Raw genomic sequence first — 12,099 nt, 5'->3', positions numbered from 1 at the left:
GCGGTCTCACACCACCCGGGTCGCTCCCGCGAACGGCATCTGGTCGATCGGCGCGATGCGGACGGGGGCACCGGGCCGGGGTGCGTGGATCATCTGTCCGCCGCCGATGTAGAGCCCGACATGGCTGATGCCCGAGTAGAAGAAGACCAGGTCGCCCGGGGCGAGTTCGGAGCGTGACACCCGCTGTCCGGCGCTGATCTGGGTGTACGTGGTGCGGGGCAGGGAGACACCCGCGGCGCGCCAGGCGGCCTGGGTGAGGCCGGAGCAGTCGTAGGCGGAGGGACCGGTGGCGCCCCAGACGTACGGCTTGCCGATCGCCCCGTACGCGAAGTCGACGGCCTGGGCGGCCCGGGCGTTGGGGGCGCTGACGGCACCGCGCGGGGTGCCGCGGTCGGCTCGGACGGCCCCGCCGCCGTGCGCCGCGTCGGCCGCCCGCTCGTAGTCGGCGCGCCGGCCGGCGGTCAGGGTGCCGAGCAGACGCCTGGCGTCGGCCAGCTTGGTGCGGACCCTCTCCTTGTGCTTCGTCAGCTCGGCCCGCCGCGCGGTGAGCGTCGCGAGTTCGCCCTCGGCCCGCGCGCGCAGCTGGGCGGCGTCGGTGACCTGACGGCGGATTCCGTTGAGCAGACCGGCCTGGCGGTCGGCGGCCCGGTCCAGATACGAGGCGCGCTGCAGGTACTGGTCGGGGTCGGAGGAGAGCGCCAGCTGTACGGCGGGGTCGAGGCCGCCGGAGCGGTACTGCGCGGTGGCCAGCGAACCGAGCGTGTGGCGTGCGGTGTTGAGGCGTTCCGTGCGGCGGGCCGCCTCGTCGCGCAGCCTGTCCACGGACCTGGCGGACGCGGTGGCCTTCTCCTTGGTGCCGTTGTACCGCTCGGTGGCTACCTCGGCGTCGTGGTACAGCCGGTCGATCTTGGCTCGGACCTGGGCCGCGGTGAGCCGCGGTTCGGCGTGCGCCGCCCCGTCGAAGGCGGTGGTGGTCGCGGCCCCGGCGAAGGCGAGTGTCGCGGCGGCGCGGGCAGCAGAGCCGGTGAACGGGCGCTGCTTGGGCTTCCGGTGAGCGGCTTTCCGGTGTGCTGCCACGAGGGCGGCATCCTTCCTGTTCGTCTGCCCGTCGGGAGCTACCGGCGGGCCCGGGCGGTGACCGGGTGCCGTCCGATACGGAGGGGACGTACGGGAAGTACGGGAAGTACCGGACGGCGGTGGAAATCGGTCACCTGGGAAGGGACGCTAAGCCCAGGACACGGGAAAGGGTCGCCATGACAGCTATTGCCCTGATGTGACGATTCGTTAGCCCTGCGTGACCGGAAGAACGCCGTCGGAGTCAGGCAATTCGTACAGGTTCTAGCGAAGCGCGAGGAAGCGCTACCTGACCGGCGAGGGCTGGCAGGGGCCCCGCTAGGCTCCGGCGTCATGGACGTACTGATTAATCTTTTCGTCGCTCTTCACATCATCGGGATCGCCTCGCTCCTCGGCGGCTTCCTGACCCAGATGAAGGCTCTGGGAGCCGGCACCGCCCGCTTCGTGCCGGCCATGCTGCACGGCGCACTGACCATGCTGGTCACGGGAGTCGCGCTGGTCGGGCTCAATCAGGCCGACGGCCAGACGGTGAACCACATGAAGATCGGCATCAAGCTGCTGATCCTGGTCGTGATCCTCGCGCTCGTCTACGTCAGGCGGGACGAGGAGAAGGCGGGCAAGGGCGAGTTCGCCGCGGTCGGCGGTCTGACGGTCGCCAACGTCCTCATCGCCACACTCTGGACCTGACCTGACCTGACCTGACCTGAGTAGCTGTTGTCGGCCCGATATTGAGGGGTGCGTGTCGAGCGGGAGTCCCGATCGGGTGGTTGCCGCCGGCTGCGGGTATGAAGGCCGGGCCTCTTGGTAGCTCGGGGTTGCGAAGCCAACCGAGATCCAGGAGACCCTGTTGCCGCAGTTGTACGTGCTCGCGCCGATGGAGTTCAACTCGGTTGCACCGTGGTGTGATTGTGTCGCTCAAACGCAAATGGAGGTGGCTGTTGAGTATCGAATCCCTGGAGGCCGCGCTGCCGGGGCTGGTGGCGCAGCGGCTCGAGGTTCCACGGCGCATCGACTGGCAGGTGCTCTTCGACGGGTTGCGGACGGGGCTGCCGGACGACTACATCGCTTTGGCGGAGTTCTACCCTCGGTTGGAGATCGGGCAGTTCCTCTGTGTGACGTCGCCAGCCCCAGGAGGCGAAGCGGAATTCGTCGAGGGGGCGAGAGAGGATCTCGCCGGTGCCGAGGATATGGCACAGAAGGAAATGCTTGGCGGCTACCCTGCGTTCCCGGAATCGGGAGGTTTGCTGCGGTGGGGCAGCTCGATAGACGGGGACGAGTTCTACTGGCGTACGGAAGGGCAGCCCAACGAATGGACAGTCGTTGTGGCTGGGCGGAATGACGACTGGTTCCACTACGAGGGCAGCCTCTCGAGCTATCTCGCCTGGTTGTGCTCTGGGACGGCCGAACCGCATGGGCTCCCTCCGAACTTTCCGGGGCCCGAACCGGTGGTTTCCGTCGCATAAGAATGCTCGAAATGCTCAGGGACCCTTGAGCGCAAGGGTTGCCCCATAGCGGATGATTGCGTCGGGGCCTGCTTCCGTCAGGAGGCGGGCCCCGACTGCGTTTAGAAGTGGTCGGGCAGCCAGGGTTCGAACTCTGTCGTGGCGCGGACGAGGGTCGCGAGCGATTTTTCCGATATGGCGTGGACCCCGGCCATGCGGGCGGATGTGGTGGATCGATAGCCGCCGGCGTACCAGGCTGCGAGCTGGCGCCGTGTGAGGGACACCTGTCCTTCGACGTGGGTGGGGGCGAGCTCAGCCGCTCCGTTCTTGACCTGGAGCGTCCATCGGTTCCAGTCGCCGGTTTCATTCTCGATCTCGATCGATAAGGCGGTGGAGAGGTCGGCGGGCCATCCCCGGAGCCGGATGGCCTCGGGAATGTCGAGAATGCGAAGCATCCAGGGGTGCCAGGCTGCGGCGGTGGTGCGGTGGTGGCGGAGCCCGTGGAGCAGGGCGGGGTACGGGGGGAGGGCGCCGCGTCGGAACTCGATCGTGCGAGCGCGGGTGTTGTGGCGGCCGAGGAAGGCGAGCATGGCGGCGGCGGTGGGCTGGCTGGCAGCCCAGAAATCGTGGACGACCAGGCACATTCCGTGGCGTTCGTGCCGTTTGGTTGCCAGGGTGAGCAGACCGGCGGTGGTGTGGCCGGGCCGGGCGAAGCGGTACGTGGCGAGGTTGCTCTTGTCCTGCTTCCATCTGGTCCACCAGGCGGGTCGATGGACGGGGCTGTTCCACTGGCGGGCGAGCTGTTGCTGGAGGGTTTCGCCTTCGTTGGTAGGGCCGTGCTCGACCTCGAAGTCCTCGCTGGTGAAGGACCGCTTGAGGTCGTCGGTGGCCACCGTCCAGGCGAGGACATCGGCGGGGGCCTCCCAGCCGAGGCGGCGGGCGTAGCCGGTGGAGGAGGTCACGACCGCGGAGATCACCGCACCGCGTTCGATCAGGGGGTGCAGTCGTGCGGCGGTCATGCCGGTAGCCAGGTGGTCGCCGCGTTCCTCGGGCGCTACGCATCCGTCGCCGAGGCAGGCGCTGGGGACTGGCGCGCCGCCGAAGAACTGGTCGACGAGGAGGCCGAGGCCGCCGGCGACGACGCGGCCGCCGCGGATGGCCACCTGAAGGTCGGCGTGCTCGCGCAGGTGGGTGAGGTCGCCGATGCGGTGGCCGTAGGCGCGGGTGGCGAGCTGGTCGTACTGCTCCCACAGGCCGTCATCGGCCGGGGCGAAGGTCAGCTGATTCATGTTCCGCCTCCTAGTAGTTGTTGGCGCCGCGGACGGTGTCGGCGTCCAGGGGGACCAGGAAGGTCCGGGCAAAGGTCAGGACGCTGGTGTCGTCCTGGTTGTGGGCGGTGGTGTGGCAGGTGATGACCCCGGTGTCGGGACGGCTTTCGGAGTTCCGGCGGGTGAGGATCTTCGTCTCGGCGTACAGGGTGTCGCCGATGTGGACGGGTGCGGTGAAGCGCACCTGGTCGACGGCGAGGTTGGCGGTGGTCAGACCGCTGATGGCGCGTACGGTCATGCCGGCCACGAGGTTGAGGGTGACACCGGAGCAGACCAGGATGCGGCCCCAATGGGTCTGGCTGCTGTAGTGCGCATCGGTGTGGATGGGAGCGACGTTGCCGCTCAGGGCGGCGCCGAGGAGGTTGTCGAGTTCGGTGACGGTCCGGCCGGGCCGGTGCTCGATGACGAGGCCGGGGGCGAGTTCCGGGTAGGAGAGGCCCACGTTCTCTCTGATCCGGTCCTCTCCGACCTGGCGGTAGCCGTGGGGCAGGCCGGTACTCATGCTGTGCGGTCCGCTTCGGTGACGAGTGCGCGGGCCCGGTTGAAGAAGGGGGTGCCGCGCATCTGCCCGTCCACGGTGGTCACCGAGCCGCCGCTGGCGTCGGCGGCTGCGACGATGGTGCGGGCCTGGGCGATCTCTTCGGCGGTGGGCGTGAAGACGTCGTTGATCACCTTCACGTGTCGGGGGTGGACGCAGCCCTTGCCGTAGAAGCCGAGTTCCTTGGCCCGCTCGGCGTCGCGGCGCAGCACGTCAGAGTCGTCGAGTTCCCAGGTGGGGGCGTCGATGGCGGGGATGTTCGCGGCGGTGGCGGCGTTGACGAGAGACGATCGGGCGTAGCGGAGGGCCTCCCAGCCCAGGCCGCAGCGGACGGAGGCGGCGTAGTCGGCGGAGCCGAAGATGACGCCGCCGAGCCGGGGTGCGCGCATGATCTCGGGGAGGGTGTCGAAGGCGCGGGGGCTTTCGATCAGGGCCCAGATGTCGGGGGTGTATCCGTCGGCGTCGAGTGCTGCGGCGACGAGTTCGATGTCGCGGGGCGACTCGACCTTGGGGACCACGAGCAGGTCGGGGCGGGCGGTGTAGGCGGCGAGTGCAACGAGGTCCTTGATGCCGTCGAGCGTCGTGAGGCTGTTCATCCGGATGCCGAGGGTGCACGGCGGGTCGGTGAGGGCGAAGAACGCTTCGGAGGCGGTGCGGGCGGTCTGCTTGTCGGGGAGGGCTACGGAGTCCTCGATGTCGACGACGGCAACTGCGGCGCCGGACTTCTGGGCGCTGGCGAAGCGGTCCCCGCGCAGGCCAGGGGTGATGATCCAGGCCCGTCCGGGCTGGCGACTGGTGCTGGTCATGGGGTCGTTCACCTTCCGCTGCACTTGGTGGTGATGAGGCGGTCGAGCTGGCCGAGGGTGCCGGCACCCTTGATGTCGCTGTCGCTGATGTCGATGCCGTAGCGGTCGGCGAGCAGGACGGACAGCTCGACGACGGCGAGGGAGTCGAAACCGGCGTGGTCGAGGCTGGCGTCGTCGGTCAGCCGGTCGGCGGGCAGTTTGAGGTCGTCGGTCAGGATGCGGGTGAGGTCACCGGTCATGCCCGGCTCCTTCCGGAAGGCGGGTGCGGGACAGGTCGGGCCAGGTGAGGGCGACGGCGCCCCAGGTCAGTCCGGCGCCGAACGCAGTGAGCAGGGTGCGGTGTCCGGGCTTGAGGCGGCCGTCGGCAAAGGCGCGGGCCAGGAGCAGGGGGATGGACGCGGCGCCGGTGTTGCCGACCTCGGCCACGTTGCTGAGCTGGCGGCCTTCGGGAACGCCCAGCTGGCGGGCGACAAAGGACGTGATGCGGCTGTTGGCCTGGTGCGGGACCAGGCGGTCGACGTCGGCGAGGTCCCATCCCGCGGCCGTGGCGGCCTGGCGGGACGCGGCGGACATGCGGTCGACCGCGTGCCGGAAGACGTCAGCTCCATCCATGTGCAGGGCCCCGGGGCGGGCGGCCCGGATCAGGTCCGCACCGGTACCGTCACTGCCCAGCACCATCGGCCCGAGCGCCCCGGGCTCGCCCTCGCATCCCTGCCGCAGCACGACGGCCCCGGCGCCGTCGCCGAACAGGGGAACGGTCGTGCGGTCTTCGGGATGGGGCAGGCTGGCCAGGCGGTCCGCTCCGACGACCAGGACCGTCCGAGCGGTGCCGGCGGCGATGAGTCCGGCCGAGGTGGCGAGGGCGTAGAGGAAGCCGGTGCAGCCTGCCGCGAGGTCGTAGGCGGGGATGCCGGTCAGCCTGAGGCGGGTGGCGACGGCGGGCGCAGTGGCCGGACAGCAGCGATCGGGGGTGGTGGTGGCTACTACCAGAGCGTCCACATACTCCGGTTCGCTGTTCGTCAGGGCCTGGGCAGCCGCCCGGACGGCGAGGTCGGCGGTGGACTGGTCCGCCCCGGCGATGTGCCTGCGAGTGATGCCGGTCCGCGAGCGAATCCACTCGTCGGTGGTGTCCAGGCGGGCGGTCAGGTCATTGTTCGAGACGACGTCCGGGGGGAGGGCCGAGCCGACCGCGGACACCACGGCGGCCGGTCCCCGTGCAGTGGTCGGGGTCATCGGGTGGCTGCCTTGAGCTGCCGGGCGACATCGCCGATCAGATCTTCCTGGCCTGCGACGACCTGCCGCTCGCCCAGGGCGAGGAACAGGTCGATGGGGTCGACGCCTTCGGCGCGGGCGATCTCCAGAACGGGCCGCTTGAAGCCGGAGAACACCCCGGCGAGCCCGCTGGCCACGGCGATCGAGTCGATGGACGGCGGGGCTTTCATCAGCCGGTCGGCGGCGACGTCAGCAGCGGCCAGGACCTCGCGCAGGCCGATCCCTGTGTCGAAGCCGCGCCGTTCGAGGATGGCCACGAGGGCTTCGAGTTGGGTGTTGCCGGCCCCGGCGCCGAACCCGCGGGCGGTCGCGTCGATGACGGACGCACCGGCGTCCACGGCGGCGAGCGAGTTCGCCATGGCCAGGCCCAGGTTGTTGTGGCCGTGGAAGATCACCGGTACGTCGACGGCGTCGGCGATGGCATGGACGCGCTCGATGACGTCATCAGGGAGGTAGTGGCCGGCGGAGTCCATGATGCCGACGGCCTGCGCGCCGTACTTCACCATGAGGGCGCACTGCTCGGCGAGTTCGCCGGGGCCGGTCATGTGGCTCATGAGTAAGACGCCCTGGGCTTCGGCGCCGAGGTCCCGGACGGTGCCGAGGTGGCGTTCGGTGACGTCGGCCTCGGTGCAGTGCGCGGCAATCCGTACAACGTCGGCACCGTGGCGGACGGCGGTTGCCAGGTCGTCGGAGGTCCCCCAGCCGGGCGCCATGAAGACGCCCATCCTCGACGAGGTGAGGGCCTCACGGACGGTGGCGAGCATTGTTGCGTCGTCGAGCTTGGCGCGGCCGATCTGGAGGCTGGAGGCACCCAATCCGTTGCCGTGGCCTACCTCCACGACCGGCACCCGGGCGGTGTTCGCAGCGACGGCGTAGGCGCGAAGCTGGTCGGCGTCGAGCTGATGGCCGACCGCGTGATGGCCGTCGCGCAGGGTCGGGTCGTGGATGAGGATCGGGGGACGGGCGTGCGGCGTGCTGTTCACGGGAGGGGTTCCCTTCATCGGAGGGCGGCAGCCGACTGCTCGGCGAGCAGGACGGCGGCGGCGTTGATGATGTCGACGCTCCCGGCGTGGCGCGGCAGGCGGCCGCCGGAGGCCGTCACCTCCACCACGACCGAGATCCGGCCCGGGTCCACGGCGAGCGACGTCACCTTGAACCCGGGGACATAGGCGCGCACGGCGTCGGCGGCCGCCGCGATGCTCGTGCGCACCAGTGCGGGGCGGATGCCGTCCGCGAGGACGGTCATGGCCACCCGGAACGGCGGCGCGGGCCGGGCAGGGCTGAGGTTGACCATCACCTTCACGTCCCGAGTGCCGGTGAAGGTCCGGACCGCCGCCGAAGTGGTGGCGATGTACTGGTCAAGGTTCAGGCGGGTAGCGGGGCCCGCGCTCGCGCTGGCCCCGGTGGAGACCACCTCGATGTACGTGGGGGCGCATCGCTTCGAGATGGCGTGCAGGACCGGGATGGCCGCCTGCCCGCCGCAGCTGACGAGATTCAGGTGCCGGTACGACGCCGCACGGTGGCCGTTGACACCCGGCACGATGACCGTCCCCAGGCCCGTGGGGGTCAGGTCGATCAGGGTCGCGCCGGTCGGCCGCAGGGCCGCCCAGTGCTCGGCATGACTATCGGCATTGGTGGCGTCGAAGACCACATCGAAGGGTCCGGCCTCCACCACGGCGCGAACCCCGCCCGGGGTGGTCGGATGTCCCATCTCTGCCGCCCGGCGCAGGCCCAGGCTGTCCCGGTCGCGGCCCGCCACGAGTGCCAGTTCCAGCTTCGGCGACCGGCCGATCCTGTCAGCGAGGTCGACCCCGATCAGGCCCGCGCCGAGTACGGCGACATGGCGTCGTTCATCAGCAGCCATTGGCCGCTCCTTCATCCAAGGGGAAGTGGTGCATGGAGGTGCAGTGCCGGGTGCCGCGGGCTAGCGGACGTGCAGCTCGACCGGCGGCAGATGCAGCGAACGGGCATGGATTGTGGTCTTGGCTTCCAACGGGACACTCGCGTGCACGGCCCCGGCCAAGACCAGCTGACCGGCCCGCAGACCTTCGCCGGTGCGGTGCAGCCGCCCGGCGAGCCAGACCAGGGCACGCAGTGGGTCACCGAGGACCGCCCGACCCTCCCCGGTGGCGACGGCGGTTCCGTTGACGCTGACGACCAGCGGCTCAGCTGCCAGGTCCACGTCCGCACTGAGAGGCACCATGGGCCCGGTGACCACCCGCGCGCAGGACGCGTTGTCGGCGATGCTGTCCGCGATCGTGATCCGCCAACTGGTGAACCGCGTATCGATCACCTCAAGGGCGAGAAACACCTCCTTCACCGCCGCCCGTGCTTCCTCCAGGCCGAGGTCCGGGCCTGCCAGATCGCAGCCGAGCCGGAAGGCAAGTTCCGCCTCCACCCGCGGCTGCATCAGCGCGGACCGGGCCATGGTGCTGCCGGTGGGCAGCACCATGTCGTCCAGCAGTACGCCGGAGTCCGGCTCGTCGACGCCCGCCTGCTCCTGGATGGCCGTGGAGGTCGCCCCCGCCTTGTGGCCGACGACGCGGGCGCCGCCCGCGATCCGCCGTTCGACCGTTGCGGCCTGGACGCGGTAGGCAGTCTCCAGGGGCATTCGCGGCCGCCGGACGGTCAGCGCGTCGATCGGCTCTCTCTCGTACTCCGCCGCCAACAGCGCCGACGCGGTGGCGGCGATCCAGCGGTCATCCCGCTCGTCCATGTAGATCCCTCCCAGGGCATGGGGCATCCGTACGGTTCGAAGACGTGGGGGCACAGATCCGGGGCGCCGCTGGTGCGGCCGGCCGCCGGGCTCGGGCCTGATGAAGAGTCAACCGGGAGGCGCTCCCCAGCGGTACGGTGGCGGGCAGGCCAAGCGGTATATCGCGTATATACGGGGCAGGTGCTCATGACCACGCACACGCCGAACGTCCAGCTCAAAGACCTCGTTGCCGAAGCCGGCCTCACCTACGAGGCATTGGCCAAAGCGGTCTGCGCGGTCGCCGCCGAGTGCGGGGCGCGCTTACGCACGAACAAGTCGAACATCGAGCACTGGATCTCCGGCACCGCTCCCCGCGGGGACACCCCCCGCTTCCTCGCGGTCGCCCTCTCCCGGCGCCTGGGCCGCCTCCTGACCCCAGCCGACCTCGGCCTGACTTCCACAGACGAGGCAGAGAATGACACCATCGGACTGTCCCTCGGGATCGACCCACTGGACGCCCTGCTGACCATGTGGAGGTACGAGTTGGACCGCCGCCGCTTCCTGACGGCCTCCGCCTACTCCGCCGCGGCCGCGGCCTTACCCCTCAACCACGTCCAGGACATCGCCGCACGCACTACCGCAGCACGCACCGGACACACCGTCGGCATGGCCGAGGTCACCGCCGTCCGCGACATGATCAACGCGTTCTCCGAGATCGACGAACGCCACGGCGGACAGCACGGACGCAGCGCCCTGGTCACCTACCTCCGCGACGACGTCGCGCCGCTATGCCGGGCCCGGTTCCGCACCGACGAGGTCCGACAGCAGATGCTCTCCGCCGCCAGCCGCGGCGTTCACCTACTGGGCTGGAAGTCCTACGACGCGGGCCAACAGGGCGCAGCCCAGCGCTACTACCTCCAGTCCTACGCCCTGGCCACCGAGTCCGGCCTGCGTGGGCACGACGGCTTCGTGATGCGCACGATGGCCATGCAAGGCCTCAAGCTGCACCGCCCCGAGCACTGCCTGGGCCTGGCCGAGACCAGCCTGAACCGGGCCAAAGGCCACGTCGACGCCCAGACCGAAGCCCTCTTCCACGTGGTCCACGCCCACACCCTGGCCAAGAGCGGCAAGCACCGCGCTGCCCTGGCCGCGGCCGAGCACGCCCGCGCCCTGCTGACCGGCGCCCCGGGCGACGACGTGCCCTTCTGGGCGCTGGCCTGGGGGCCGCCGGCCGCGTCGGTGCACTCCCGAACCGCCAAGGTGCACGAGACCCTGGATGACCACCGGGCCGCCGCCGAGCACTACGCCCTGGCCGCCACAGCCCGCCCAGCGACCACGTACGCGCGGATCGTCGCCCTGGACCTGGTCGCGGGCGCCGAGATGCACCTCAAGCGCGGCAGCATCGAGCAGGCGTGCGCTACCTGGCATCGGGCCATCGACCACATGGGCGGCGTCCGATCCGTCCGCACTCGCAAGGCCGTCTCACAGATGCGCGGCAACCTCGCGCGCTTCCGGGCCCGCGGCCTGCGATGCGTGGCAGAACTCGACGAACGCGGGCGAGGATTCCTCGCCGGAGCCTGAACGGTGCCGCCGGGCTTCAGCGCCCGGCGCTGTATCGACGGACGATCGGCTCCAGGTAGTCCGCGTGCGGACCGGTCAGGCTGACCAGCTCACCGGGTGAGCGCACCAGCGCAATGTCGTCGAGTTCGGGCTCACGCCCCTGGGCTCGCTCGGCGGCTGCGGCCGCGGCGAAAGCCGCGCGCACCGCCGACTCGGGAAGGGCCGGGGCGAGGTAGGTCAGGCCCACGCTGCTGTTCTCCCCGCGCGTGACGGCCCACAGTCTCAGTGCCTCGGGGCCCGCGCAGATCCCCAACTCCTCGACCATCTCCCGTGCTGCCTGGCCGGCCAGGCCCGGCCCGTCCAGCACTTCCCCGTTCCGTGGCGGCTCGACGGAACCACCTGGCAACTGCCAGCGGCCCGGGGCAGCCGTCGAGGGCGACATTCTGGCCGCCAGCACACGGCCGTTGTCGGTCGTCTGAAGGATATTCACGAACAGCGACGGCAGCGCGGTGGCGCCGGGAACACGGCGCAGAGCGTAGTGCCGGTAGGTAACGCGCACCCAGGAAAGGCGCACGGTGCGCGGGCCGGCCCACTCCAGCCCGCTACAGGCCACCACAGGCCCGTCGAAGAGAGTCGGGTTCGCCTGGACCGCCTTGTCCCACACGCGGTCTCTCGCCGCTTGATCCGAAGGTGACAGCGGCGGCTCCGGGACCTCCGTGAGCTGGAGGCGTTCCACGTCGAAGAGGTCAATACCTACGGGAGGCAGAGTCTCGGTCACCGGCCCATCGTAGAGCCCTGCTCGGAGCTGGACGGGGAGGTCGAGCGTCCGGATGGTCCACCTCATGGACCTCGGCGACGGTGCGCTCTCCATACAGGCTGCGCAGAGCATCGTCTACTTCGCGCCGGTGCACGGTGTTCCTGGATAGCACGAACGTGGAGGTTCGCGTGCCGGCTGACCGCCAACTGATTGATGCACAGCGCGTGCGGACGTCAGCTCAGATCGGTCAGAGGCTGTTGTCTTTCCGTACTTGATCGCTGACTTTCTGCTGGTCAGGCATGGTGTGGCGGGTTCTGTGGCAGACAGGACACGTCGTGTCGTCTTGGTCGTGCAGGTTCGGGGATGCCGTCGGTGGTCGGTTTGCTGGAGGAGCGGGAACGGGGTGCCCGGCAGCGGGTTGAGGCGTTGCGTGAGGAAGCGGACCGGGTCCTTGCCGAACTGCGCGACGCGGAGCTGTTCTGGTAACGGTTCGTGACTGCGCGGGAGGTTCTCGTCGAGGTTCTTGCTGGTCCGGGTGGTGGTGCTGACGTCGCTCGGTGTCTCAGCAACTCCGAACTGCACCAGAGGCCCTGTCTTCATGCACGAACACCACCAGATTCACCCGCC

At 69.9% G+C, this 12,099-nt stretch carries 14 protein-coding genes; 4 read left to right on the top strand and 10 right to left on the bottom strand.

The window, feature by feature from the left end; all coding sequences use genetic code 11:
* Positions 1 to 6: 6 nt before the first annotated feature.
* A complete protein-coding gene (locus F0344_RS13480) occupies positions 7 to 1,077 on the bottom strand; it encodes a C40 family peptidase (protein ID WP_185299028.1) in 1,071 nt (356 codons plus the stop codon).
* Positions 1,078 to 1,407: 330 nt separating this feature from the next.
* Here F0344_RS13480 and F0344_RS13475 point away from each other — a divergent pair, with 330 nt between their 5' ends.
* Entirely contained in the window at positions 1,408 to 1,761 is a 354-nt protein-coding gene (locus tag F0344_RS13475; protein WP_185299027.1) for a hypothetical protein, read from the top strand.
* A 251-nt stretch (positions 1,762 to 2,012) separates the two neighbouring features.
* Positions 2,013 to 2,537 (top strand): SMI1/KNR4 family protein, encoded by a 525-nt coding sequence (locus F0344_RS13470; RefSeq protein WP_185299026.1) that lies wholly within the window; start codon positions 2,013 to 2,015, stop codon positions 2,535 to 2,537.
* Positions 2,538 to 2,638: 101 nt separating this feature from the next.
* On the opposite strand, the gene F0344_RS13465 is transcribed toward F0344_RS13470, so the two are convergent.
* Genes F0344_RS13465 through F0344_RS13430 form a run of 8 tightly spaced genes read right to left on the bottom strand, consistent with a single transcriptional unit; the run spans position 2,639 to position 9,176 of the window.
* A complete protein-coding gene (locus tag F0344_RS13465) occupies positions 2,639 to 3,805 on the bottom strand; it encodes a GNAT family N-acetyltransferase (RefSeq protein WP_185299025.1) in 1,167 nt (388 codons plus the stop codon).
* A 10-nt stretch (positions 3,806 to 3,815) separates the two neighbouring features.
* Positions 3,816 to 4,346, bottom strand: a complete 531-nt coding sequence (locus tag F0344_RS13460) for a MaoC family dehydratase (RefSeq protein ID WP_185299024.1) — start codon at positions 4,344 to 4,346, stop codon at positions 3,816 to 3,818.
* Positions 4,343 to 5,188, bottom strand: coding sequence for an HpcH/HpaI aldolase/citrate lyase family protein (locus F0344_RS13455; protein WP_185299023.1), 846 nt, complete (start codon positions 5,186 to 5,188; stop codon positions 4,343 to 4,345). Before F0344_RS13455 ends, F0344_RS13460 begins: the two co-directional genes overlap by 4 nt.
* Positions 5,189 to 5,196: 8 nt before the next feature.
* A complete protein-coding gene (locus F0344_RS13450) occupies positions 5,197 to 5,427 on the bottom strand; it encodes an acyl carrier protein (RefSeq protein WP_185299022.1) in 231 nt (76 codons plus the stop codon).
* On the bottom strand, positions 5,417 to 6,421 hold the full coding sequence (locus F0344_RS13445) for a beta-ketoacyl-ACP synthase III (protein ID WP_185299021.1): 1,005 nt from the start codon (positions 6,419 to 6,421) through the stop codon (positions 5,417 to 5,419). The genes F0344_RS13450 and F0344_RS13445 overlap by 11 nt, the downstream gene beginning before the upstream one ends.
* Positions 6,418 to 7,443, bottom strand: coding sequence for a 4-hydroxy-2-oxovalerate aldolase (gene dmpG, locus F0344_RS13440; protein WP_258049935.1), 1,026 nt, complete (start codon positions 7,441 to 7,443; stop codon positions 6,418 to 6,420). Before dmpG ends, F0344_RS13445 begins: the two co-directional genes overlap by 4 nt.
* Positions 7,444 to 7,457: 14 nt before the next feature.
* Entirely contained in the window at positions 7,458 to 8,324 is an 867-nt protein-coding gene (locus tag F0344_RS13435) for an acetylating acetaldehyde dehydrogenase (protein ID WP_185299019.1), read from the bottom strand.
* 60 nt (positions 8,325 to 8,384) lie between these two features.
* On the bottom strand, positions 8,385 to 9,176 hold the full coding sequence (locus tag F0344_RS13430; protein WP_185299018.1) for a 2-keto-4-pentenoate hydratase: 792 nt from the start codon (positions 9,174 to 9,176) through the stop codon (positions 8,385 to 8,387).
* A gap of 186 nt (positions 9,177 to 9,362) precedes the next feature.
* On the opposite strand from F0344_RS13430, the gene F0344_RS13425 reads away from it, so the two are divergent.
* On the top strand, positions 9,363 to 10,736 hold the full coding sequence (locus F0344_RS13425) for a hypothetical protein (protein ID WP_185299017.1): 1,374 nt from the start codon (positions 9,363 to 9,365) through the stop codon (positions 10,734 to 10,736).
* 16 nt (positions 10,737 to 10,752) lie between these two features.
* On the opposite strand, the gene F0344_RS13420 is transcribed toward F0344_RS13425, so the two are convergent.
* A complete protein-coding gene (locus F0344_RS13420; RefSeq protein ID WP_258049934.1) occupies positions 10,753 to 11,493 on the bottom strand; it encodes an NUDIX domain-containing protein in 741 nt (246 codons plus the stop codon).
* Between the two features lie 342 nt (positions 11,494 to 11,835).
* Between F0344_RS13420 and F0344_RS35740 the strand changes: the two genes are divergently transcribed.
* A complete protein-coding gene (locus F0344_RS35740; RefSeq protein WP_258049933.1) occupies positions 11,836 to 11,958 on the top strand; it encodes a hypothetical protein in 123 nt (40 codons plus the stop codon).
* Positions 11,959 to 12,099: the final 141 nt, after the last annotated feature.

It is taken from the genome of Streptomyces finlayi (assembly GCF_014216315.1).
GTDB lineage: Bacteria > Actinomycetota > Actinomycetes > Streptomycetales > Streptomycetaceae > Streptomyces > Streptomyces finlayi_A.
Note: the sequence above shows the minus strand (reverse complement) of the source record. Positions and strands in the feature narration are given on the sequence as shown.